This is a genomic window from Alcanivorax nanhaiticus (assembly GCF_000756665.1).
Lineage (GTDB): Bacteria > Pseudomonadota > Gammaproteobacteria > Pseudomonadales > Alcanivoracaceae > Alcanivorax > Alcanivorax nanhaiticus.
In genome coordinates this window covers 246,033-270,333 of sequence record NZ_ARXV01000003.1, presented here as the reverse complement: position 1 = coordinate 270,333, position 24,301 = coordinate 246,033, and the positions used below count along the sequence as shown (strand labels likewise).

Annotated in this window: 24 protein-coding genes and 1 pseudogene; 7 read left to right on the top strand and 18 right to left on the bottom strand. The window is 55.9% G+C overall.

What is annotated here, in order from left to right:
* Positions 1–73 precede the first annotated feature (73 nt).
* The 8 genes and pseudogenes from ccoP to Y5S_RS19410 form a co-directional block, all read right to left on the bottom strand.
* Positions 74–985, bottom strand: a complete 912-nt coding sequence (gene ccoP, locus Y5S_RS05290) for a cytochrome-c oxidase, cbb3-type subunit III (RefSeq protein ID WP_035231031.1) — start codon at positions 983–985, stop codon at positions 74–76.
* Positions 982–1,134 carry a cbb3-type cytochrome oxidase subunit 3 gene (locus tag Y5S_RS05285; RefSeq protein WP_035231030.1) on the bottom strand — a complete coding sequence of 51 codons (153 nt, stop codon included), beginning with the start codon at positions 1,132–1,134 and terminating at the stop codon, positions 982–984. Before Y5S_RS05285 ends, ccoP begins: the two co-directional genes overlap by 4 nt.
* Positions 1,131–1,766: a cytochrome-c oxidase, cbb3-type subunit II gene (gene ccoO, locus Y5S_RS05280; RefSeq protein WP_035231029.1), complete on the bottom strand. Its 636-nt coding sequence runs from the start codon at positions 1,764–1,766 to the stop codon at positions 1,131–1,133. Before ccoO ends, Y5S_RS05285 begins: the two co-directional genes overlap by 4 nt.
* A 10-nt stretch (positions 1,767–1,776) precedes the next feature.
* Entirely contained in the window at positions 1,777–3,207 is a 1,431-nt protein-coding gene (gene ccoN, locus Y5S_RS05275; RefSeq protein ID WP_035231028.1) for a cytochrome-c oxidase, cbb3-type subunit I, read from the bottom strand.
* Between the two features lie 170 nt (positions 3,208–3,377).
* Positions 3,378–3,761, bottom strand: coding sequence for a hypothetical protein (locus tag Y5S_RS05270; RefSeq protein WP_035231027.1), 384 nt, complete (start codon positions 3,759–3,761; stop codon positions 3,378–3,380).
* A gap of 72 nt (positions 3,762–3,833) precedes the next feature.
* Positions 3,834–6,947: pseudogene (locus Y5S_RS05265) on the bottom strand (efflux RND transporter permease subunit).
* The gene (locus tag Y5S_RS05260; RefSeq protein WP_081939678.1) at positions 6,947–7,711 is read right to left on the bottom strand and encodes an efflux RND transporter periplasmic adaptor subunit; all 765 of its coding nucleotides are present in this window, start codon (positions 7,709–7,711) and stop codon (positions 6,947–6,949) included. The pseudogene Y5S_RS05265 and the gene Y5S_RS05260 overlap by 1 nt, the downstream one beginning before the upstream one ends.
* Positions 7,712–7,720: 9 nt before the next feature.
* On the bottom strand, positions 7,721–8,029 hold the full coding sequence (locus Y5S_RS19410) for an efflux RND transporter periplasmic adaptor subunit (protein WP_052041412.1): 309 nt from the start codon (positions 8,027–8,029) through the stop codon (positions 7,721–7,723).
* 372 nt (positions 8,030–8,401) lie between these two features.
* Here Y5S_RS19410 and Y5S_RS05255 point away from each other — a divergent pair, with 372 nt between their 5' ends.
* Complete coding sequence (locus Y5S_RS05255; RefSeq protein WP_052041411.1) at positions 8,402–8,833, top strand: thioesterase family protein; 432 nt, start codon at positions 8,402–8,404, stop codon at positions 8,831–8,833.
* Between the two features lie 211 nt (positions 8,834–9,044).
* Here the strand turns inward: Y5S_RS05255 and Y5S_RS05250 are convergent, their stop codons facing one another.
* Positions 9,045–10,241, bottom strand: a complete 1,197-nt coding sequence (locus Y5S_RS05250) for a hypothetical protein (RefSeq protein ID WP_035231026.1) — start codon at positions 10,239–10,241, stop codon at positions 9,045–9,047.
* 318 nt (positions 10,242–10,559) lie between these two features.
* On the opposite strand from Y5S_RS05250, the gene Y5S_RS05245 reads away from it, so the two are divergent.
* A complete protein-coding gene (locus Y5S_RS05245) occupies positions 10,560–11,270 on the top strand; it encodes a hypothetical protein (RefSeq protein WP_035231025.1) in 711 nt (236 codons plus the stop codon).
* 90 nt (positions 11,271–11,360) lie between these two features.
* On the opposite strand, the gene Y5S_RS05240 is transcribed toward Y5S_RS05245, so the two are convergent.
* A complete protein-coding gene (locus Y5S_RS05240) occupies positions 11,361–12,539 on the bottom strand; it encodes a vWA domain-containing protein (protein WP_035231024.1) in 1,179 nt (392 codons plus the stop codon).
* Positions 12,540–12,546: 7 nt separating this feature from the next.
* Positions 12,547–13,389, bottom strand: coding sequence for an AAA family ATPase (locus Y5S_RS05235; protein WP_035231023.1), 843 nt, complete (start codon positions 13,387–13,389; stop codon positions 12,547–12,549).
* A 128-nt stretch (positions 13,390–13,517) separates the two neighbouring features.
* Here Y5S_RS05235 and Y5S_RS05230 point away from each other — a divergent pair, with 128 nt between their 5' ends.
* On the top strand, positions 13,518–14,234 hold the full coding sequence (locus tag Y5S_RS05230; protein ID WP_035231022.1) for a 16S rRNA (uracil(1498)-N(3))-methyltransferase: 717 nt from the start codon (positions 13,518–13,520) through the stop codon (positions 14,232–14,234).
* A 359-nt stretch (positions 14,235–14,593) separates the two neighbouring features.
* Here the strand turns inward: Y5S_RS05230 and rluB are convergent, their stop codons facing one another.
* The 6 genes from rluB to Y5S_RS05200 all read right to left on the bottom strand — a co-directional run bounded on the left by rluB (position 14,594) and on the right by Y5S_RS05200 (position 20,214).
* Entirely contained in the window at positions 14,594–15,439 is an 846-nt protein-coding gene (rluB, locus tag Y5S_RS05225) for a 23S rRNA pseudouridine(2605) synthase RluB (protein WP_035231021.1), read from the bottom strand.
* Positions 15,432–16,358, bottom strand: coding sequence for an SMC-Scp complex subunit ScpB (gene scpB, locus Y5S_RS05220; RefSeq protein ID WP_035231020.1), 927 nt, complete (start codon positions 16,356–16,358; stop codon positions 15,432–15,434). Before scpB ends, rluB begins: the two co-directional genes overlap by 8 nt.
* 2 nt (positions 16,359–16,360) lie before the next feature.
* Positions 16,361–17,299, bottom strand: a complete 939-nt coding sequence (locus Y5S_RS05215) for a segregation and condensation protein A (RefSeq protein WP_052041410.1) — start codon at positions 17,297–17,299, stop codon at positions 16,361–16,363.
* 14 nt (positions 17,300–17,313) lie between these two features.
* A complete protein-coding gene (locus Y5S_RS05210) occupies positions 17,314–18,528 on the bottom strand; it encodes a tryptophan--tRNA ligase (RefSeq protein ID WP_081939677.1) in 1,215 nt (404 codons plus the stop codon).
* A 140-nt stretch (positions 18,529–18,668) separates the two neighbouring features.
* Positions 18,669–19,292, bottom strand: a complete 624-nt coding sequence (locus Y5S_RS05205) for an L-threonylcarbamoyladenylate synthase (RefSeq protein ID WP_035231019.1) — start codon at positions 19,290–19,292, stop codon at positions 18,669–18,671.
* 70 nt (positions 19,293–19,362) lie between these two features.
* On the bottom strand, positions 19,363–20,214 hold the full coding sequence (locus tag Y5S_RS05200) for a PHP domain-containing protein (RefSeq protein ID WP_035231018.1): 852 nt from the start codon (positions 20,212–20,214) through the stop codon (positions 19,363–19,365).
* A gap of 123 nt (positions 20,215–20,337) precedes the next feature.
* Between Y5S_RS05200 and Y5S_RS05195 the strand changes: the two genes are divergently transcribed.
* The 3 genes from Y5S_RS05195 to Y5S_RS05185 all read left to right on the top strand — a co-directional run bounded on the left by Y5S_RS05195 (position 20,338) and on the right by Y5S_RS05185 (position 22,184).
* A complete protein-coding gene (locus Y5S_RS05195) occupies positions 20,338–21,072 on the top strand; it encodes a VC0807 family protein (RefSeq protein ID WP_035231017.1) in 735 nt (244 codons plus the stop codon).
* A 24-nt stretch (positions 21,073–21,096) separates the two neighbouring features.
* Complete coding sequence (locus tag Y5S_RS05190; RefSeq protein WP_035231016.1) at positions 21,097–21,396, top strand: YciI family protein; 300 nt, start codon at positions 21,097–21,099, stop codon at positions 21,394–21,396.
* Between the two features lie 125 nt (positions 21,397–21,521).
* Positions 21,522–22,184, top strand: coding sequence for a TIGR04211 family SH3 domain-containing protein (locus Y5S_RS05185; RefSeq protein WP_035231015.1), 663 nt, complete (start codon positions 21,522–21,524; stop codon positions 22,182–22,184).
* 67 nt (positions 22,185–22,251) lie between these two features.
* Here the strand turns inward: Y5S_RS05185 and Y5S_RS05180 are convergent, their stop codons facing one another.
* Positions 22,252–23,274, bottom strand: a complete 1,023-nt coding sequence (locus Y5S_RS05180; RefSeq protein ID WP_231552638.1) for a hypothetical protein — start codon at positions 23,272–23,274, stop codon at positions 22,252–22,254.
* Between the two features lie 117 nt (positions 23,275–23,391).
* Between Y5S_RS05180 and Y5S_RS05175 the strand changes: the two genes are divergently transcribed.
* On the top strand, positions 23,392–24,285 hold the full coding sequence (locus Y5S_RS05175) for an acyltransferase (protein WP_035231014.1): 894 nt from the start codon (positions 23,392–23,394) through the stop codon (positions 24,283–24,285).
* The last annotated feature ends 16 nt before the right edge of the window (positions 24,286–24,301 follow it).

Genomic DNA, 24,301 nt, shown 5'->3' with positions numbered 1-24,301 from the left:
GGACTTGATATCTATCAAGTCTGCCGCAGACCAGGCTTGCTGGCACTGCGACAGATTGTCCTACCTGCGTGCGTTACTGCTGTGCAGGGTGGGAGAGGCTATACACGTAGGAGGCAATCACGTGAATGCGCTCGGGGGAAAGCAGGTTCTCGTGCGCTGGCATATTGCCACTGCGCCCCTGTTTGATGGTGTGCTCGATATCTTCGATGCGAGGACCATAGAGCCACACTGCATCCGTCAGATTCGGGGCTCCCAACATCTGGTTCCCTGAGCCATCCGGCCCGTGACAGGCTGCGCAAACCATGAATTTTGGTTTTGCCCGCTCTATTGCTGCAGCCTTCTGTGCATCCTTGGCGAGATCAGGTCGACTCAGGCTTTGCACATAGATTGCCATGTCGCGAACCGCTTCGTCGGTATTGCCAACAGCTGCCGCCATGGGTGGCATCATGCCATGGCGACCGGCGGTGATACTGGTGACGATTTGTTCGGGCTCACCACCATATAGCCAGTCGTCATCGGTCAGATTCGGGTAGCCTTTGGCACCTCGTGCATCCGAACCATGACAGATAGCACAGTTGTTGGCGAACAGCCGGCCACCCACAGCCAGTGCTTCTGGATAATTGATCAACTCCTCAATCGGCACCTGGGCATATTGCTCGAACAAGGGGCCGGTTTGACGCTCCACCAGTGCGACTTCGCTGTCGTACTGGTTACTGCTGGTCCAGCCCAGCATGCCATCGAACTTGCCCAGGCCTGGATACAATGCCAGGTATACGCAGGCAAAAATCAGGGTGCCGATAAAAAGACCCAGCCACCAGCGCGGCAGGGGTGAGTTGCGCTCAACGATGCCATCGAAGGTATGCCCGGTGGTTTCCTTCGCTGCCTCCTCGGGGGAGATGGATTTGTTCCACAGCAAGAGACCCGCGCAGCCGAGCAAGTTGAGAACAACAATTACGATAATGAACCAACTCCAGAAATCGCTCATTGCTCACCCCCTTGGTGATTGCGATCTTTTTCCAGTGCAATCTCACCCAGTTTCTCGTAATCCTGCTTTCGTCCCGGGCGATATACCCAGCCCACCATGACGATGAACGTCACGAAGAACACCAGTGTCAACAAGGCGTGGTAACTCATTGGACAACCTCCTTGCGTTCCTGGCCAAGGGATAACAGGTAGGCGACAAGAGCGTCCTCTTCTGTGGCTTCAGCCCATTCACCTTCAATTTTGGCAAGCTGCTGATTCAGATCTTCTTCGCTGTAGGGCACGCCGAACATGTCTTTGAAAACCCGCAGTTTGCGTTCAGTGTGTTTCCAGTTCACAGGCGTAGTTTCAAGCCAGGGATACGCGGGCATATTGGACTCTGGCACCACCTGACGAGGATCGCGAAGGTGCTCACGATGCCACTGCTCTGTAATCGGGCGAATACCCACACGCGCCAGATCCGGACCGGTACGCTTGGAGCCCCACAGGAATGGGTGCTCCCATACATCTTCACCAGCAACAGAATAGGGGCCAAAACGCTCGGTTTCTGCGCGCAGAGGCCGAACCATCTGGGTGTGACACACATGGCACCCTTCACGGATATAGATATCCCGACCTTCCAGTTCCAGCGCGGTATAGGGGCGCAGGGTTTCAAGTGGCTCGGTGGTGGCCTTCTGCCAGAACAGCGGCACAATTTCCGCCAGCCCCCCAAAACTCACCGCAATCAGTGTCAGCACAATCATGAGGCCGACATTCTTTTCCACTACTTCATGGGCATTGGACATGTCGTTCTCCTCAGGCTGCCTGCATCACGTTATCGTCGCCGCGGACATCGCGATCACCGCAAATGGTCTTGTAGACATTCACGGCCATCAGCACCATCCCGGCCAGGAAGATCACCCCACCCAGCAGACGGATAATGTAGAACGGCTGACGCTCAACCAGTTCCTGCACGAAGTTGTAGGTGAGGGTGCCGTCGGTATTCACCGCACGCCACATCAGGCCCTGCATGATGCCGGATACCCACATGGAGGCGATGTACAGGACAGTGCCGATGGTGCTCAACCAGAAGTGCGCATTGATCCAGCTGATGGAGTACATCTGCTTGCGATCGAACAGGCGCGGAATCATCACGTAGATAGCACCGATGGTGATCATGGCAACCCAGCCCAGCGCACCGGAATGCACGTGGCCAATAGTCCAGTCGGTGTTATGGCTCAAGGCGTTGACCGTCTTGATCGACATCATCGGGCCCTCGAAGGTGCTCATGCCATAGAAAGACAGGGCAACAATCATGAAGCGGATGATCGGATCGGTACGTAGTTTGTGCCAGGCACCAGACAGGGTCATCATCCCGTTGATCATGCCGCCCCAGCTGGGGGCCAGCAGCACAATGGAGAACACCATGCCGACAGACTGAGCCCAGTCAGGCAGGGAAGAGTAGTGCAGATGATGCGGCCCAGCCCACATGTAAACGGCAATCAAGGCCCAGAAATGCACAATGGAAAGACGATAGGAATACACCGGCCGCTGTGCCTGAACCGGGATGTAGTAGTACATCATGCCGAGGAAACCGGCGGTCAGGAAGAAGCCCACCGCGTTGTGACCGTACCACCACTGCACCATGGCATCGATAGCACCGGAATAGACGGAATAGGACTTCATGGCGGAGACCGGGATCTCCAGGTTGTTGACTACATGAAGAAGGGCAATGGCAATAATAAAGGCGCCATAGAACCAGTTAGCCACATAGATGTGTGCCTGCTTGCGTCGCGCGATGGTGGCGAAGAAAACAATGGCGTAGGCCACCCACACCAGGGTGATCAGAATATCGATGGGCCATTCCAGCTCCGCATATTCCTTGGCACTGGTGAAACCCAGCGGCAAGGAAATCGCGGCAGCCACAATCACTGCCTGCCAGCCCCAGAAGGTAAAGGCAGCGAGTTTGGGGAAAGCCAGCACGGCGTTACAGGTTCGCTGTACCACATAGTATGAGGTGCCCATCAACGCACAGCCACCAAACGCAAAAATCACCGCGTTGGTGTGCAGCGGCCGCAGGCGACCAAATGTCAGCCAAGGCACCTCAAAATTCAGGGCAGGCCAAGCCAACTGGGCGGCGATGATTACCCCCACCAGCATCCCGACGATACCCCAGACCACCGACATCACGGTGAATTGCCGGACAACCCTGTAATTGTAGGGTGGCGAAGCAACAGCGTTTTCCATGTGCGTTTCCTTCCGGTTGATTCTGCCCGCGACTCTAGCAGGCACGTCTCTCGCTCTTTTTGATACAGATCAAGGGTTTCTGTGAGCGGTTAGCGCCTTGATCATTATCTGTACCGTTCGCGACATCTGAGGCTATCGGCACTATGTGAACATAAGGCTATACTATTTAGCTATAAGCCCAATGGCGATAGTAAAGCCATGTTTTTTATATGGACATTTTGTCCCATGCCTACCGCATCACACTGGCACTGATGAGCCGGGTTATTTGTGCCACATACAAACCAGTGAATCCTGACCGCTTCCTGTAGCAATCGGATGACGTTGTCGGTAGGGAATGGACCTGAAAAAAAGACATGGCGGATGTTGGTAGAGGCGGTCAGGGTTGGAGATGACGCCGTACGGTGGCCGGTCAACCAGTCGAGCAGCAATGCTGGAAGAAGGGAAATGGCAGGAAGCCGCGCCATTATCGAGGCGACGCGCTCGTGTCGCCAGCGGATATTGGCAATAGCCACCTCCCTGGCAGCTTTGGATGTATGTTCGCTTAAAGCAGGCATAACCCATCCTTGGTAATGCCATTGATGTTGCCACAGACACTCGCACCGGGTGAAGGGCCGGTTGAATGTGGATCAATCCGCTGGAGAACTCTCTTCGCGTTGTGGTCGCAGCACCAACGCTGTCAATGCGGCCAAAAAGGTTACCGTCACGATGGCGCTGCCCAGCAGGCCAAACAACACGATCGCGCCTACGCCACGGTAAAGCTCCGTGCCCTCGCCGGGAATCAACACCAGTGGAGCCAGTCCGCACACTGTGGTGATGGTGGTCATGGCTATCGGTCGCAAACGGGTGGCAACCGCATCACTCACGGCTTTGGCAGGAGCGCAGCCTGCTCGCAGGTTTTCTGTTGATTGATGGACGATCAGGATCGGATTGTTCACTACGGTGCCCATCAGGATCAGGAAACCGAGCATGGTAATCATGTCAAAGGGCTGGCTGATACCGGCTGCATTCATCAGTGCCAGGCCCAGCAGGCCGCTGGCGATGCCCAGTGGAATGGTGGTCATGATGAGCAGGGGGGAGCCCCAGTGACGGAAAATGGCGACCAGCAACAGGTAGACCAGTAGCAAGGCGACCACATAGTTGCCACTCAGGGACTGCTGCGTGGCCTGCAGCTGGTCGCTGGCACCGGACAGGGAAATGCTGATGGTGTCAGGTATCACCCCTTGGTCACGGAGCCGCTGCACCATGGCCCGTACTTGTTCTACACCGGTTTCCAGGGCAACGGCTCGAGGAGGGATAATGCTCAGTGTCACCGTACGACGTCCGTTGACCCGGCGGACCACACTGGTGTCCACCGTCTCCTGCAGATCGGCCAGGGAAGATAGCGGTACGGTGGCCCCGATCGGTGTGTGTACCGGCAGGCCGGGGAGGGCGGTCAGGCTGGGCGCGGTACCGGATTGTTGGCTGTAAGCATAGATGTCGATCTTATCGTCACCCATGAAAAATTCATCAAGAAAAGCGCCATCGGTGAGGGCCGCCACGGTGTAGCCAAGGTCCTGGGTTGAGAACCTCACTTGTGCCGCCCTCGACCAGTCCGGACGAATTTCCACCAGCGGTTGTGCCAGCGAAAGGCTGGCAGGCTGGGACTGGATGCGAGGATTGTCGAAGACACTCTCCGCTTCCCGGTACAGGGTCCTGGCTACATCATAGATTTGCGCCAGATCTGCTCCGGCAATATCCAGGGTGACACTGCGGGTACCGCCATCATTACTGGAAATGATCGAACCCCGAGCCGCGAAGGCACGCATCCCCGGATATTGCTGGTAAACCCGGGTTAGCCCGTCCATCAATGGCTCCATGTGGGCGGGGGCCACCGGCTCAGCGATGATGCGCATGTTCTCGGCACTGACGCCCATATTGATATATTTCATGGGCGGTATTGAGAGCTCGCCGCGCTCAAACGCCTGCGGATCTGCCCCCACCAGCGGCAGCAATTGCGCCTCTACCTCCGCGGCGATCTCCATCATGGTTTCCAGGTTGTACCCCGGAGGGGCATTCATGCTGGCAAAGGTTTTCGGCTCCTCTCCCTCCGGGAGATATTCCGCCGGCGGGGTGAGAAACACCACGATGGCCGCGGCCACCAGCAGTGTTGCCAGCAGCGTGGTGCTTTGTCGCTTGCGATTGGCGGACAGCCAGGAGGCGCATTGATTGATAGCGTTCATCCAGCGGCTGTGTTGGCCGTCGTGATCAATCACTGCTGAAAAATCGAGCCGGGCAGAGAGGGTAGGGATCACTGTCATGGCCACCAGCATGGACACCAGAATCGAAGCCGATACGGCAATGGCGATGTCTGAGTAAAGCTGACCTGCTTCCTCTTGAATAAATACCACCGGCAGGAACACCAGCAAAGTGGTCATGGTGGAAGCAAATACCGCCGGCCAGACTTTCTGGATGCCGCTGATGGCCGCCTTGATGCGGTCCAGTCCCCGGCGTCATTCCATTTCGATACTTTCCAGCACCACAATGGAATTGTCCAGCGTCATACCGATGGCAAACGCGATCCCGGCCATGGAAATCACATTGATGGTTCGGCCGGCAATCAGCAGCCCGAGAAAGGCCGCAATGGTGCAGATGGGAATGCCGATAACGCCCACCGCCGTGATGCGCACTGAACGCAAAAAAAGGAACATCACCAAGGTGGCGAATGCAGCGCCGATAGCGAGGTTGGTCCAGACATTGGCCACTGAGGCTTCTACATAACGGACATCATCGGAAATCAGCGACATGGTCATGCCTGCAGGTTTCAGCACCTCCTCGCGAATCAGCTCGACCTGATCCAGCATGGCATATTTAATGTCGATCACATTGGATCCGGTCTCCCTGCGCACCGCCATTGTGATCACCGGATTACCGTTGTAGCGGGACACCTCTCGCACCGGTGAATGGTCCAGAGTTACGGACGCCACATCTTGCAGCCTGACCAGTGAATCCCCCTGACGTAAAAGGATCAGATTGTTGAGGTCCTCAAGCGTGCCAAAACGCCCCACGGTACGAAGCAGATAACGTCGTTTGCCGCTATCCAGTTCGCCACCGGATACATCCCGGTTTCGGGCCCGCAGGGCATCGCGAACATCCACAACGGTCAAACCGAACTGGGCAAGGGACTGGGCGTCCAGATGAACTTGAATTTGCCGCTGGGCACCACCGCGCATCTGCACCATGGAAACCCCTTGCACGCTTTCCATGCGCGCGCGGACTTCGTCATCGATGAAATCGCGCATCATGTCCATATCCAGCCCGCGAGGATTGCCGGGCAGGGGATAGACACTGAAATACATGAACGAATTGCTGGAAAATGAAGTGGACAGGATTTGCGGCTGATCCACAGTGTCGGGATAAGAGGGCACCTGGCTGAGGGCATTGTTGACCCGAATCAGGGCATCCGTGATATCCACACCGAACGGAAACTCCAGCTCGATCTCCGCCTCATCGCTGTGGGCGGTGGCGGTGAGGCGCCGCAGGTTGGGAAGATTACGAAGAAATTCCTCCTGTTCGATAAGAATTTCCTTCTCCACATCCTGAGGCGTTGCTCCTGGCCATTGGGTTACCACTGTGATGGTTCGCACCTCCAGATCAGGAATCATCTGGACCGGAATGCGCAGGGCAGCGAGCACTCCCAACAGGGTGATGATCAGTACGATGACTGTCATCAGGGTGCCATTGCGAACAATCTTCTCGAACATTATTGGGTCACCAGCACGGCATCACCTTCACGCAGGCTTTCATTGCCGCGTATTACCACCTGATCCCCCTGGCGCAAGCCATCGGTGACGATGACCGGATCGGACTGGCCTGGTCGTACCTTGATCTCACGGCGCTGTGCCACCAGGCCATGCTCTTCATCTTCTACCGCCAACCACACGGACACATTGCCTTGTACGTCGCGGAGCAAAGCGTCACGAGGCACCACCGGCTCTGCCTGTTGCGACTGAATGGCCAGAGAGCCGAACACTCCCATACCCGGCGTAAGTCCCTCTGCATCAATGCTGGCGCGCAAGATGAAAGTGCGAGCAGAAGGATCGCTCACCGGAACGATGGCAGAGATGGTCGCTGGAATGCCGGCCGTATCGGTTAACAGATTATTGGACGGAGCGTTTTCCTGGCGAACGGTGAGGGCGGTTTGAGAGGAAATCTGGCTGTAGTAGCGTTGTGGAACCGCAAAATCCGCATGTAACTGTCCAGTACCGACCAGATCGAACACGGGAGTGCCCGGAGTGATCCACTCGCCGACCTCTGTCAGTTTGCCGCTGATCACTCCGGAAAACGGGGCTTTCAGGGTGTGTCTCGCCAATAACGCCTGCTGCCGGCCCACGTCGGCCTGGCTGGCCGCCAAGGCGGCCTTGCCGGCTTCTACCTGTGCTTCCAGGCTGCGTACCTCGCTGGCGGCAATGCTGCGCTTGGCGATCAGGCTGCTAGCCTCGGCAAGTTGACGCTCCAGATCCGCCAGCGTCGTCTTTTACTGGTTAAAGGTAGCGAGAGCTTGCTGCAGCGCCAAACGATTCAGTTCCGGGTCCAGCTCCAGCAACACATCACCAGATTCCACACGGGAACCGATATCCACATGCAGGCGGCTCACCAAGCCAGAAACCGAGGGAGAAAGACGTGATGCCTGATCGGCGGCCAGCGTGCCGTTGATGAGCAATTCGCGCACAGGCTGCTGCATTTCAACTGCAGCGACGGACACAGGCACAGGATCGCCAGCGAAAACAAATGAAGGCAACAGACCGGTCACCAGCCAGGTCGAGCGCAAAGCACGCAGCAACATCAAAACTCCGTCAGCAATTTCGGCAGAAAGTGGAAAACCCCGTATTAGCAGCGATTAAACGGGTCATGAGCAACAGATGCAAACATGAATCGTTAATGTTTACAGGCTTTACTTGTAAGCTGATTGAAGAGACGAGAATGTGAAAACGGGATCAAAGGCTGAGGGAGCCGCTACATATAACATGGGCACCATTTAGTCTGCATAATGTATATTATGTTAAATTAAGTATTTGAGATAATTCAGTGGGTCATGCCGCGGCCAACATGGCCCCCCTCCTGTACCATCACGCCCGCCTGGCGACATATTGGCGTATACCTGTGGCTGCACGGGTGTCAAACAACACTTTTCCCACAACCCAGCCCGAGAACCAACATGCGAGTGAATATCCAGTTTCCTTACAACCCGATCTTTCACTACCGCATGGTCATCGGCAAAGACCACGAAAATATCGCCGGCCACCTCGCCCACGACAAGGTGGTCACCATCATTGGTGATTGTCGCGACGCCTGGTTTGCCAGCCTCGGCTTTCCCGGCTGTGTGGTGGATGGCATCAGTATCGTCAACTCCGACCTGATGCTGATGTATATCGCTGAAGCCTTCCATGGTGACGAACTGGATCTGGAGCTCGCCCTGGCTGATATCAATAAATACGGCGGTGACATGCTGCTGCGGGCTACCCGGCGGCAGGATGGATCTGAGGTCTTTCGTGCCAAATCGGGGTTTGTGTTTTTTGATTATTCAAAACGCAAAGTGAGCCACAGGCCTGTAGGATTCAATGCCAGCCTGGGGTTGGAAGACGCTTAATAACTGGGGGCGCGCCCTATGATGCTGTGTCTTTTTCCGCTACGGGATGGTTTCTGATCAGCACAGTATCGCCAGCAGGCTGGCTCCTACGGCCACAGGGCGCCCTCTCCTCTTCTGTGGGAGTCTGCCTGCAGACGATGGTGCGGTTTGAAATGCCTCATCGCGTGCAGGCACGCTCCCACAGCGGGGTTTGATCGGTAACCGGCTCTGATCAGTTGCGGTTTTCGTGCAGGAACCGGTAGGTGAAGTTGAGCTGAACACGGGGAACCTCCGCCCGCTCTCCTGCCTGATTGTCACGCATGCCATAGGAGGCTTCCGCACCATAGCTGAGGCGTGGCGTATGCTGGTACACCAGTGACAACGTGCCGTAGCGGGTGCGGCGCATGGCTTCATCTGGCAGGCGATCATCGGATTCAATGTCGATTTGCCCAGCGACGGAAGCCAGTGTCCAGTCTCGGGCCATCTGCCATTCGGCACCGATATAGCCTCCGGCGGTTTCCAATGCCTCCAGCCCATCAGCAAAGACATAGCCGTCCATACCTCCGTCACCGAAACCGGAAAGGTCGTTGTAATAGTGTGCGAAACCTTTGCCGCCACTGGCGCTGGCCAGAAACCGGACGCCCTCACCCAGGGCGAGGGAGCCACTGATAACCGCGCCCCCTGCCTGGGCAAATTCCTGATCGCCATTGGCGAATTCCACGCCGATCTCACGGCTTACCATCCCCAGACGGGCATGGCCCTGGGGCAGGTTTTGCTGCCAGCCGACAATTACATCCGGGCGACGGCCTGCTGCACTGGTGAGGTTTTGTGGATCGTAGATTTCACTGTTGGGGTCTTCCACTGAGACAAACAGGTTATCGCCCTGCCAACTGACACCCGTCTGACGAGCAAAGATGGCACTGTTGGGGCCCTGGGCATCCAGGCTGAGTGGCCAGGCAGCCCCATCCAGCAGCTTGGTGTAACCGTAGCCGGCCTGAAAGCCGCCACGCTTGTAGTAGAAATCACGTACCCGCAGTTCATAACTGTCGATGCTGCCGAAAAGGTCAGCCGCAAACACGACATGAGGGCCAGATTTGTCCCCTACCCGCACGCCCAGCTGGCTGTTCTTGCCATGCAATGCGAAGTTCTGTTGATCGTTGTTGCCCATGGGGATGGTGCTAGGGATGAGCAGTTCATCGAGACCGGCGTTGCGGTCGTCGTAAATGGCATCGACGCTGACTTTGCCATAAACCGCAAGACGCGGGAGGGACAGGGACCTTGCCGGTTCGCCGGCGATTTCTGCCTTGAGTGAGTCGATTTGATCTTGAAGACGACGGATTTCGGCCTGGGTATTGTCAGCCAGTGCCGGGGTGGACACGCTCGCCACCGCTAATGCCGCCATCCAGAAGGTGGATTGCACCCTGGACATTGCATTCTCCTGGTCTCTGCCGGATTACGGCAGTGTTGGGGAGCTCCGCTATCCCTGGTGTTTGGTTATAGGTTGCCTTGTGGGCGTTTTTTCATGCCTGCGGAGCGCGAAAGGCGCGCACTATAATGATGCAGGTGTATACAGGCCATGGGGCTCTGCGAACAAGGTTCAGAAGGGCTGCGGTAACCGACAAGCGGGATGCAATTACACGCACCGATTGGCAAAAGATAACGATGGAGACAATTGCTCGTCATTGTCTCACCAGGGTCCTCCTCCCTATTCTCTCGTTGCAGACTTCAACGTATCGAGAGCCTATCAATGACACAGCCCTTTGTAGCCTTCCCTTGCTCGTCAGAGCTGCGCACTGAAACCGAGAAGCTGATCATCAACCTGCATGCGGGTGTTGATGAACCCCAGAGGCAGCTCGCCATGTCCACAATTGATTTGTTGATCGAGGATCTTCTCAACGGGTTTCTCCTGAACCTGATCGAGGTACTGGAAATGAAGAACTTCATGGCCAAACTGGTACGCAGCACAGCGGGCACCATCAACAAGGCAGGCACCTCCATCGCCAGTGCTTCACTGAAGAAAATGGACAACTTGCAGTTGCGCCCTATGGGGGAACACGTGGCGGGGTTGATGCTGGATGTTGAAGTTGAAGGCGACGTTCAGCCCTGGATGGGGGTGCCGGTAACGGATGGACTCTCTACAGAGATTAAGGCGCTGTTGGCAGGCTTGCGTGGAGAAACGCCCAGTGAATACATTCCTGTAGCCATGGGCGTGCTGGACCAGCTAACAGACCAGGCTGTTGAGGTGTATATCAATGATTCTGTTCGCTTGCTTGAGGTGGGTATCGTACTGCGCAAGATGGCAGGCGCTGCGACCTCTGCTGTGAAAGGCGCGATGCGTCTGATGCTGAAGAAAACCCTGCCCGACCTGGACGACAACCAGCTACGCGCCCTTGCCGACTACATTGATCATTTGCATATCACCGATGGTGAACCGGTGAAGATAATAGAAGTGGCATGAATGTATGCCTGATGCCGGACGAAACAAAAAGGCCGGACATTAGTCCGGCCTTTTTTACGTCAAGCCTCAGGCATCCAGCATCTGGCTGCCCTACTTGCTCAAGTGTCGCATGGCCTTTTCCAGGCCTTCCAGGGTCAGCGAGAACATGTTGTGTTCCACCAGTTGCTTGATCCACTGGGTTGAGGTGGTCATCTGCCAGGCACGCTCCGGTTCCGGGTTGAGCCACACCACCTTCTCGAAGGTCTCCATGATACGCTGAAACCACACCGCGCCGGCCTCATCGTTCCAGTGCTCCACACTGCCACCCACGGAATTCACCTCGTAGGGGCTCATGGCGGCATCTCCCACGAAGATCACCTTGTAGTCACTGCCGTACTTGTGCAGCACATCCCAGGTGGACATCTTCTCGTCCCAGCGACGACGGTTATCCTTCCACACGTACTCGTAAACGAAGTTATGGAAGTAGAAGTACTCCATATGTTTGAACTCTACCCGGGCGGCAGAGAACAGCTCTTCACAGATCTTGATGAAGGGATCCATGGAGCCACCCACATCAAAGAACAGCAACACCTTGGCGCGGTTTTCCTGCTCGCGACGCATCTTGATGTCGAGCAGACCGGCATTGGCAGCGGTGGAGCGGATGGTGTCGTCCAGATCCAGTTCTTCCTGGTTGCTGGTACGGGCAAACTTGCGCAGCCGGCGCAGTGCCAGCTTGATGTTACGGGTACCCAGCTCGACGGAATCATCCAGATTGCGGAATTCCCGCTTCTCCCAGACCTTCACCGCCTTCTTGTTCCGGGAAGGGCCGGTCATGCGCACCCCTTCCGGGTTGGCACCATGGCCACCAAACGGACTGGTACCTCCGGTACCGACCCACTTGTTACCGCCCTGGTGCCTTTTTTCCTGCTCTTCCAGCCGCTTGCGCAGTTCTTCGAGAATCTTTTCCAGGCTGCCCAGCCCTTGTAGTTTCTCAAACTCTTCCTTGCTCAGGTTCTTTTCCAGTTCCTTACGCAACCACTCATCAGGAATCACCTTGCTAAGCCAGTCTGGCTCCAGCGCTTCCAACCCTTCAAAATAATTGGCGAAGGCCTGGTCGAAGCGGTCATAGAACTTCTCGTCCTTGACCATCACGGCGCGGCTGAGCATGTAGAAATCTTCCACTGAGCCGAACGCCACATGGGCGTGCAGCGCGTTGCAGAGATCCAGCAGCTCGCGCAACGTCACCGGGACCCGGTAACGTCGCAGATTTTCGAAGAAACCAATCAGCATGGAGTAATCAGCTTTCGCGACGGTTCATGAAGGCCAGCCGCTCAAGCAGCTGCACGTCGGATTCGTTTTTCACCAGGGCGCCATACAGGGGAGGAATCGCGCTCTTGGTGTCACGGTTACGAAGGATATCTTCGGGGATATCGTCGGCCATCAGCAGCTTCAGCCAGTCGATCAATTCACTGGTGGAGGGCTTCTTCTTCAGGCCTGGCACCTTGCGCAGGTCAAAGAAGATCTGCAGCGCTTCGGTGACCAGGTTCTTCTTGATTTCGGGGTAATGCACATCAACGATGGCCTGCATGGTCTCGGCATCAGGGAAGTTGATGTAGTGGAAGAAGCAGCGACGCAGGAAGGCGTCGGGCAGCTCTTTTTCGTTGTTGGAGGTGATGATCACGATGGGGCGCTGCTTGGCCTTGATCAGTTCACCGGTCTCGTAAACGAAGAATTCCATGCGATCCAGCTCCTGGAGCAGATCGTTGGGGAATTCGATGTCGGCTTTGTCGATCTCGTCGATCAGCAATACCACCTGACCTTCATGAGTGAAGGCTTCCCACAGCTTGCCTTTCTTCAGGTAGTTGGCCACGTCTTCCACACCTTCGGCACCCAGCTGGGAGTCACGCAGACGGGATACGGCGTCGTACTCATACAGTCCCTGCTGAGCCTTGGTAGTGGATTTCACGTTCCAGGAGAGCAGTGGCAGACCAAGCGATTCGGCCACCTGTTCGGCCAGCAAAGTCTTGCCGGTGCCGGGCTCACCCTTGATGAGCAGCGGGCGCTTGAGCGCGATGGCGGCATTGACAGCCATTTTTAGGTCATCAGTGGCGACGTATTGGTCAGTACCCTGAAACTGCATGAATTTCTCCACTCTTTCGTGCTATCCGATACAAGGAGGCCACTCTAACAATCCGGATTCCGGTCGCAAAGGGCTATTTGGGCCAAGGAAACAGTGATTTACGTCAGTCCTGTGCCATAATCCGCGCCATGAATCTGCTACTTCTCACACCAGAACAACAGCACGAGGGTAACCGCTGGCAGCTGACGCCCCGTCAGGCTGCCCATGTGCTTGGCGTTCTCAACGCCGTTGTGGGTCAGCAAGTCCGCGCCGGGATTCTTAATGGGGAAGTCGGCTATGCGACCATAGAGTCTATTGAAAACAAAAATGTAGGGGTTTTTTTTAAAGCAGGTTCTCATCCAGCTAATCCGCCAGGGCTATCCTTGTTGCTGGCCCTTCCCCGGCCCAAGATGCTCAAGCGAATCCTGATTGATGCCACGAGCCTGGGAATCAAGCAGATTGTGCTGATCAACAGCTGGAAGGTGGACAAAAGCTATTGGCAGACCCCAAACCTAAAGAATGAGCTACTGCACGAAAAGATGCTGCTGGGGCTGGAGCAGGCACGGGACACCGTCTTGCCGACCCTCAAGCTGGCCCCCCGTTTCCGCCCCTTTGTTGAGGATGAACTGGATGATTGGGCCGGCAACAGCCAGCGCATTCTGGCGCATCCGGGTAATTTCCCCACCATGCCTCACAGCCTGAGCGGCCCGGTGACCCTGGCCATTGGCCCGGAAGGTGGCTGGACAGACTATGAGATCGAGATGTTGCAGAAACAGGGTTTCACCTGCCACAACTTCGGCTCGCGCATATTACGGGTAGAAACCGCCCTGCCCGCCCTGGTCGGGCGCTTGATGCAACTTCCCTGAAGGCCTTGTTTTACCACAGAGATCACGGAGTTCACTGAGGAAAAACATAAACAGGGGGACGTGTAGGTGCGCCACTGGAGGCGCGAACCGAGCGACAGCGAGAAGCGAGTAACGAGTTTCGAAAGGCGAAAGGCGAAAGGCGAAAGGCGAAAGGCGAAAACAAACACCACAAGCGAACGAGGATTTTGCTCTTCGAAACTCGAAACTCGCTCCTCGTAACTAACATTCCAGCTGTTCGCGGCTCGAGCGCCGCTCCTACGGTAAGGCTCTGCAACCAAGGGACACAGAGATCACTGCTACACCAAGGTTTTCCTCAGTGAACGCTGTGATCTCTGTCGTAAATATCGCCTTTAAGATTTTTAACGACGATATGGCCCACGGCGGGCCTTGCGAGGAGGTTTGTTGCCGCGTTGATGGCGCAGACGGGCACGACCATACAGGCCGGTATATTTCTTGCCCTTGAGCTCAACCTTGTCGATCAGACCTTGAATTTGCTCGGGCTCCAGCTCCATCCAGCGGCCTTGACGCAATTGAGGTGGCAGACGCAGATCCCCGAAACTAATCCGCATCAGACGCGCCACGTCCAGATCCTGGGACTGAAACAGGCGCCGCACCTCTCGATATTTGCCACCGACCAAGGTGACCTTGTACCAGTGGTTGGCTCCCTCTTCTGCTCCGCCGGCATCGCTGATGGTTTCGAACTTGGAAACGCCGTCTTCCAGAAGCACGCCATCCAGCATGGCCTGACGTTTTTCCTGGGTCAGCTCACCCCGCACTCGCACGGCATATTCGCGAACGAACCCGTTGGAGGGATGCATGAGCCGATGAGCAAGCTCGCCGTCTGTGGTGAACAACAGCAGGCCGGTGGTGTTGATATCCAGACGGCCCACCTGAACCCAGCGCAGGCCGTTAAGCCGCGGCAGGTTATCAAAAACGGTGGCCCGACCTTCGGGATCATTTCGTGAACACACCTCGCCCGGCGGCTTGTGGTACATGATCACACGCTGGACGATGTCTTCTTCAGCCTTCACTTTAACTACTCTGCCATCCACTCTAATTAGGTCATCAGGGCCAACCCGGTCACCGAGTGTGGCGATATCGCCGTTAACGGAAACCCGGCCAGCTTCGATCCAGGTTTCCAGTTCACGGCGAGAGCCCAAGCCGGCACGGGCCAGGACTTTCTGCAGTTTTTCCGTTTCATTCATGACGGTTGGAACTATCCTCGGTATTGCCAGCCTCCGCGGCTGTCATATCTGTCAGGGTGTCTTCGGTTGGCGTTTCTTCTGCTTCCTCAGAGGAGTCATCCTGATTGGCAGCGGCATACTCTTCTGCTGTTTCGGAGGCAGGTTTGCGTCTGAACTCCTGTTCAAAGCTGGCCAACACCGCGTCCACGTTGTCCATGCTCATCAGGTCCGCTTCGTCCACATCCGGTTCCTGTTCCAGGCCCGGGAAGCTTTCCTGATCACTGGGCAGGCGAGATTCATGTTCTTCGTCCAGCAAGCCATGGCCATCTTCACCGCTGGGTGCTTCGTCGTGATCACCAGGCGCAGCATTGACCGGTGGCACATCAGTCAGTTCAAGCTCTTCGTTGACCTTGTCCAGATCCCGAATCTCGGACAGCGGTGGCAGGTCTTCCAGACTCTTCAGGTCGAAGTAATCCAGGAACTGGCGTGTGGTGGCGAACATGGCTGGGCGACCCGGTACATCCCGGTGCCCCACTACCCTTACCCAGTTTCGCTCCAGCAAGCTCTTCACGATATGGGAGCTTACGGAAACACCACGAATTTCTTCGATTTCACCACGCGTAATGGGCTGACGGTAGGCAATAAGCGCCAGCGTTTCGAGAATGGCGCGGCTGTAACGTGGCGGCTTCTCCTGCCAGAGGCGGCTTACCCACGGGCCCAGTTCCGGACGTGCCTGAAAGCGAAAACCGGAGGCCACTTCACGAAGATAAATGCCACGCTCTTCGTAGTCTTCCGCCAGGGATTCCAGCAGTTTGGCCAACTCGGGTTTGGTTGGCTGATCTTCTTCATCGAACAGCATCAACATGGCATCGCGATCCAGTGGCCCCTCGGCAACCAGAATGGCGGCTTCAATCACTTTTTTGATCTTTTCAGCGTCCACGCTTACCCCTTGGTACCATCATGGGCGTCATTCTCCGTCTCCGGCTCATCTTCCAGCTCCAGCTGAGCAAGCACGTCAGATTCTTCCATCACCAGCGTCTTGGCTTTCACATGGATTGGCGCAAAAGGCACGGTTTGCACCAACTCGATGAGGGAACCTTTCACTAGTTCAAGCACTGCCAGGAAGCTGACGACGACGCCGAGCTTGCCTTCCTCAGGATTAAACAGCTCGATGAAAGGAACAAACTCACGGCCCTTGAGCTTGTCGAGGACATTCGCCATCCGCTCACGGGTAGACAGCTTCTCTCTGGAAACCTGATGGCTCTCGAACATGTCTGCCCTGTGCATCACTTCTTTCAGGGCCAGTAGCAGTTCGCGCATATCCACATCAGGCTGAGCCTTTTCACGGCTGTATTCCGGCCGTTTGGCCGCTGCTGGAAATACATCCCGCTCCAGCCTTGGCAGCTCATCAATATCTTCAGCTGCTTTCTTGAAACGTTCATATTCCTGCAGGCGGCGAATCAGTTCAGCGCGGGGGTCTTCCCCTTCCTCATCTTCATCTTCTTTCTGCCGCGGCAGCAGCATGCGGGACTTGATCTCACCCAGCATGGCCGCCATGACCAGATATTCAGCGGCCAATTCGAAGTTCATGGCCTTCATCAGCTCCACGTACTCCATGTACTGAACTGTGATGGTGGCCACAGGCACATCCAGAATATCCAGATTCTGGCGCTTGATCAGATACAGGAGCAGATCCAGTGGCCCTTCGAAGGCTTCAAGAAAAACTTCCAGTGCGTCAGGCGGGATATACAGGTCATCAGGCAGTTTCGTGATCGCCTTGCCATACACCAGGCCGAAGGGCATCTCTGCCTGCTGGGCAGCCTGCCCGGCATGATGCGCTTCTTGTGGTGCCTGCGTTGTCGAATCTGCCGTTTCCGTCATGTCCCTGCCCCGCTTTAGCGGTAGTTCAATCCCATGCTGGCGCGCACTTCTTCCAGTGTGGCACGCGCGGCTTCTCGTGCTTCCTCACAGCCCTCGGCCACAATGGTGCGGACCAGATCCGGGTTACGCAAATGCTCTTCGGCACGTTTGCGGATCGGTTCCAGCTCTTCCTGCACGGCCTCGATAATCGGCTTTTTGCAGTCCAGGCAGCCGATCCCCGCGCTGGTGCAGCCTTCACGCACCCACTGGCGGGTCGGTTCATCGGAGTAAACCATATGGAACTGCCATACCGGGCAGTTATCCGGGTTGCCTGCATCGGTGCGGCGCACGCGGGCCGGGTCCGTCGGCATACGGCGGATCTTGCTATCTACTTCTGCCGGTTCTTCACGCATGCTGATGAAGTTGCCGTAAGATTTGGACATTTTTTGGCCATCCAGGCCGGGCATCTTGGATGCCGGCGTCAGTAGCGCCTGAGGCTCCGGCAGAATGACCTTGCCCCCGCCTTCCAAATCACCAAGCAGGCGCTCCTTGTCACCCAGAGTAATGTTCTGCTGGCTATCGACCAGTGCGCGGGCAGTTTCCAGAGCGGTCTCATCGCCTTTTTCCTGATACTGGCGACGATGACCTACATAAATTTTTGCCTGCTTCTTGCCCATTTTCTTGATCGCGGCTTCCACGGCCTCTTCAAAGCCTGGCTCACGGCCATACAGGTGGTTAAAGCGACGAGCGACTTCCCGGGTCAATTCCACATGGGCGACCTGGTCGGCCCCCACCGGCACCTGGCCGGCACGATAGGCAAGAATGTCAGCAGATTGCAGCAGCGGGTAGCCAAGGAATCCGTAGGTGCTGAGATCCTTTTCACGCAGCTTTTCTTGCTGGTCTTTGTAGGTCGGTACCCGTTCTAGCCAGGACAGTGGAGTCATCATCGACAACAACAAGTGCAACTCGGCATGCTCAGGCACTTGGCTTTGAATAAACAGGGTGGCTGAGCCCGGGTTGACGCCAGCCGCCAGCCAGTCGATGACCAGGTCCCAGGCATGCTGTTCAATCTTTTGCGGGTTTTCGTATTCCGTGGTCAGGCCATGCCAATCGGCCACAAAGAAGAAACACTCGTATTCATGCTGAAGACGCACCCAGTTCTTGAGCACGCCATGGTAATGCCCCAGATGAAGACTGCCGGTAGCACGCATGCCGGACACAACGCGCTGGGAAGAAACCACGGAACTCAAAATCCACTCCTTATGACTGAACAGCGGTGCCGCCCAAAGGCGGCACCAGCAAAGCAAGCGATTATACGGTGAACAAGGGGATCAGGGACAGCATAAAGCCACCCCTCAGGTCTCTGCTGGTGAAAAGTTGGCCAGCAGGATTAGTAAATACTGTCCAGTGGGCCGGCGCCTTCACGAATGACTTGCGGGCCGTCGCCATCCACCAACGAGATGACGGTGGTTTCCTGAACACCGCCAAAACCTCCGTCGATGACGAGATCGACCTGCCCCTGAAGGAAATCACGCACATCCTGCGGGTCGGTGAGCGGAAATTCATCATCGGGTAGATGGCAGGTAGAGGTCATTATCGGCTGGCCATGCTCGGCAAGCAGCGCTTGGCAGATCGGGTGATTTGGCACCCGGATGCCAATGGTGCGCTTCTTGGCATCCATCAGCCGTCGCGGCACCTCGGTGGTGCCGTTGAGGATGAAGGTATAAGGGCCCGGAGTGTGAGCCTTGATCAGTCGGTAGTCCGGGTTTTCGACCTTGGCGTAGGTAGCCAGTGCGGAGAGATCCTCGCAAAGCAAAGTAAACTGGTGTTTCTTGTCCAAACGGCGCAAGCGGATCAGGCGATCCAGTGCGTTCTTTTCACCGATGCAGCAGCCCAGCGCATAGGTCGTATCCGTCGGGTAGGCGATCAGCCCGCCCTTGCGGATCACTTCCACGGCCTGGCGAATCAGCCTGGGCTGTGGAGATTCCGGATGAATGTAAAGCACTTCAGTCATGCTGATCCCACCATTTCAGCCTTGCACAAGAGCAATAATTTACTTGAGAAAGAGACTTTAACCATTTGTTTTAATGCGAAAAGCTTTGCCAGACCGGCGTCGCGTCACTGGGCAAGGGTGGCAGGCGACCCAGCGCCAGCCACTTCTGTTCCGGCGAGTGAAAGTCAGACCCGGCCGACACTTTGAGATCAAAATGTCGCCAGCATTCATCAAGTAACTCCTGCTGCTGGCGCGTCAACCCAGGCATCGCCACTTCCAGGCCATCACCACCCCTTTCCTTGAAGGCGGTGAGCAGCTGGCGAAGCTTCTTGCGTGTTAGCCCGTAGCCATGAGGGTGCGCGACCACTGCCTGCCCCCCGCCTGCGTGAATTGCCTCAATCGCCTCCTCCAGGTTGCACCAGGGGGTGGCCACAAAGGCAGATTGCCCCTGTTTCAAAAAACGGTTGAAGGCATGGCGCATATTGCGCACCCGGCCTGCCTGTTCCAGATATTTGGCAAAAAGCGGTCGGCCCGGTGCGGGGCTATTGGCCAGTTCGCAGGCTCGCTCATAACTATTGGCGAGCCCTGCAGCCTTGTCCAGCCGCCGCCCAATTTCCTGAGCGCGCTTGATCCTGGCCTGCTGCTGCTCGGCCACCCTTTCACAAAGCTGCGGGGAATTCACATCCAGATCAAGCCCGAGAATGTGGTATTCACGATTGTCATGCCGAATGGACAGCTCGATGCCATTGATCAGTCGAATCCCCTGCTCTTGAGCCGCTTGATGCGCTTCAGGCAGGCCGTCGAGGGTGTCATGATCCGTCAGGGACAAACAGGTAACACCATAGTTTGCTGCACGCTTCACCAGTTCGGCAGGCGCGAGCGCACCATCTGAGGCCAGACTGTGGCTATGCAAATCGAAACATTCGGCATCCTGATCAGGCATGGAACTGGGCCCCTGTTGAGAGGTCGACAAGCTACCATATTGTGGGGTGAATTGCTGCGCTGATGTGGTTACCATCATGCGCCTGAGCCCATTTTACTTACCTGAGGTTAAATTCCCGAAGCGATGAGCAGCCCTACCGAGACCGACAGCCCCAGCGGAGCACCCGCTCAGCCAGCAAAAAAAGAGAGCTTGCTCGCCAACCTGCTGCTGAACATCATCATCCCCACCCTGATTCTCAGCAAACTGTCCAGCGATGAATACCTGGGCACCAAGTGGGCCATTGTTGTCGCCTTGGCATTCCCGTTGGGCTATGGCCTCAAGGATCTGATCAGCAACAGCAAGATCAATTTTTATTCTGCCCTTGGCATTATCAGCATCCTGCTGACTGGCGGCATTGGTCTGCTGGAGCTGGATGCGGAATACATGGCCATCAAGGAAGCGGCTATTCCCGGCATTCTGGGCTTGGCGACAGTCGGCTCGCTTTACACCCGTTGGCCCTTGGTGCGCACTTTCGTTTACAACGACAAGGTCTTTGCCACAGAGAAAATTGCCGCCGGGCTGGCATTCAAGGGCACCGAGGCTGCATTCGAACGGACGCTGACCGTCGCTTCCTGGATGATCGCCGGGTCCTTTTTTCTCTCTTCAATGCTCAATTACGGTCTGGCCAAATACATCCTTCAAAGCCCTCCTGGCACAGTGGCATTCAACGAAGAGCTGGCTAAAATGACCGCGCTGAGCTACCCGGTCATCGTGCTGCCCTCCATGATCGTTTTTGCTGCTGCCCTGTTTTACCTGATACGGCGTCTGACCAGCCTGACCGGGCTGACCTTCGAAGAGATGCTGGAACACCACAAGTAACTGATTTCCGCAAAGGACACTGCCATGCTGTATGCCATCATCAGTCAAGATGTACCCGATTCACTACCGCTGCGAAAACAGGCTCGCGCAGACCATCTTGCACGCCTGGAAACCCTGCGGGATCAGGGGCGCCTGATTCTGGCTGGCCCGCACCCCGCTCTCGATAGTGAGGAGCCCGGAGACGCCGGGTTTACCGGCTCCCTGGTGGTCGCAGAGTTTGAATCCCTTGAGGCCGCACAGACCTGGGCTGATGCCGACCCCTACATCGCTGCTGGCGTGTATGCCCAGGTAACCGTTAAGCCGTTCAAGAAGGTTTTGCCCTGATACTAACGGCTGTATTTTCGATTTTTTACAATCCAATCAGGGTCTGCCGCCTGAATTGTGACTATTGTAGCGCCGCCGCCGTGACCTCTGTTTTAGACTGCGCGGCCTGAACCAAGGAGTGACCCATGCTCACAAGAGCTATCATGCTGATGATCCTCGCCACCTGTTGGGGCAATACCTATGCTGCCGCAGCCTGGGTGGATGACAGCATCTATGTACCGATTCGCGCCGCAGCCAACCCTGGTGGCCGGATTGTTCACCGCGGCATCAAAAGTGGTACGCGCATCGAGTTTTATGGCTTTGATGGCGACTGGGCCAAAATCCGTTATGGCGATATTGAGGGCTATATCGGCAAACAGTACCTGAGCCAGTCGCCGACTGCCGAAATCCTGCTGGAGCGCGCCCGTAGTGATAGCGAAGCCGCAAAAGCCGAAGCCGCCAAACTTCGTGCCCAGCTGGCTGAAATCAAGGGCGAGCGCGATGCACTGTCTGAGCAGTCCCAGAGCCTCAAAGACTCCCTGAGCTCACGAAGCAACGAACTGGAACAGCTCCAGGAAGTTGCTTCTGATCCCATTCGCCTCGATCAAGCCAATCGTCGTCTCAACGAAGAACTGAGCCTGCTACGCTCTGAACTGGATCAAGTGAAAGGCGAGAATGTCATGCTTCGCAGCAGTAACCGCTATCGCGAATGGCTGACTGGCCTGTTGATTCTGGGCGCAGGTCTGGTGATCGGACTGGTAATGCGCTCCCGCTCTGGGCGCCGCCGCACCAGCGGTTGGGCCAACTGAGCTCAGGCATCAGTGAGCATTATGATCAGGGCGGACCAGCATATGCCGGTTTGCCCTGCTTCGCCGTCTAGTCGTAGGGTAATCCCGCCTGCAGCTCCAATCTCAGTACAATCCCGGAAATCCCTTTATAGTTCTCCTCTCGTGGCCAGAAAACATAAGGCTCGATTTCATAAAAAAACCAGGGGCGCCAGATATTCCGCCTGAATCGGACGCTGGTTCGCACAGTCTGGATAGCGGAAACCGGGGCCGTAAAACCATCAAACCCCACTGATGCTCCAACCCCGCTTTGAGCACCTAGCCTAAAATAGACGCTGGCGGATTGGTTGAAGTACCAGCCACGCTTCATTTCGTTAAATTCCTCACTTTTCTCCCATTCGCTGGCAAAGCGCACGGTCGAGCGTTCAGTGAAAGGACGATCAATCTCAAAAAGACTGTTGGCGCCAAACCCATCCGGATCTTCCCAGTAGATCTTTTCCGTAAAGCGGAAGGTGGCGAGGGAGGATATGGGCGTGGTCCAGCGATAGCGAGCACGGACGAAAGTGGTCAACTCGGAGCGAACACCCGCATCAAGGTCGATATCCATTCTTTCCGGCATATCAACAACCCAGCGGAGTGCCGCACGATAGCCGGTGTTGTTCTGCCCTACTTCTTCAGGCCGGCTATCCAGGTCGTTCCGCAGTTCATCACTGGTGTCATCATCGTTCCTGAACATCAAGCTGAGACGATGCTCGGCGTTCGGCAGTTCAGCCTTCGCTCGCACCTTTACTTCATTTTCATCGCCGTCATGTTCTTGAAAGCGGGACGCAGCAATCACCCTGAGCTGTGTGCCCGGCTGCTCTGTGTAGATTTCGTTGGGACCCGCAAAGAACCCGTCGACCCAGCGACTTGGACCACAGACTGTTCTGGACATCCAGTTGTGCGTGCGATCCACCCAACCATTGTTTCCATTGTGGTGAATGCACGGATGAGGGGGGGAATTGGTAATGATTCCCGGTTCCGGATCGGTGCTTTGTTGTGTTTCTGCATGCACCCCGGAGACCAGGCTTAACCCCGCTAATAGCCAGAATTGCTGGCAAAACATCCTGTTCATATTCACAGAATAGCCGCAGGGTAAAGCGTTCTACCAACAGTTTTTGACCGAAAACGCATGGGACTTATGAATGGTCATTGGGTAGCATTCCCAAAGGTTCCTGAATAAGACAAGACTATGAATAACTGGCATAAAATTCGTGGCGCCCTGGCCCTGCTAGGCATTGTTCTCAACACTCTCATCCTTTGCCCGGTTCTTTATTTGTTCGTGCTGTTGCGTCTGGTGCTGCGGTTCGACAAAGCACAGGTGGCGCTCTCAAAAGTGCTGGTGTTCATCGCCGAAACCTGGATTGGCATCAATAACGCCATCATTGCACTAAGCAGCCGTATTCGCTGGACCGTCAGCGGGATGGAGAGTCTCGATCGTGATCAGTGGTATCTGGTGACCTGTAACCACCAGAGCTGGGCTGACATTCTTGTGTTGCAGCGCATTTCCAACCGCCGTATCCCGTTTCTGAAGTTCTTCCTAAAACAGGAGCTCATCAAGGTCCCTGTGCTGGGGCTGGCCTGGTGGGGACTGGATTTCCCTTTCATGAAGCGCTACACAAAGGAAGAGCTGGCCAAAAATCCGGAGCTCAAGGGCAAGGATCTTGAAACCACCCGTAAAGCCTGCGAGAAATTTGCCTACTTCCCGACTTCGGTCATGAACTTCTTTGAGGGAACGCGTTTCACTCAAGCCAAGCATGACAAGCAGCAATCGCCCTATCGCTACCTGTTGAAACCCAAAGCAGGAGGCGCGGCCTTTACTCTTGGTGCCATGTCAGGCCATTTGCGAAATTTGCTGGATGTGACCATTATCTATCCCCCGGAAGCCCCTCGCTCCCTGCTCGCCTATCTTGGCGGTGCCATGAGGAATGTGGAAGTTGTTGTGACGCAGCGCGTGGTACCTGGTTGGGCTTCAGAGGGAGACTATGAGCAGGATCCGGCCTTCCGGGAAAGATTTCAGCAATGGATTGGTGAACTCTGGGAAGAAAAGGACGCATTAATTGCCTCACGACTGGAGCAACAGTAAGCGTTACTGGCTCCAA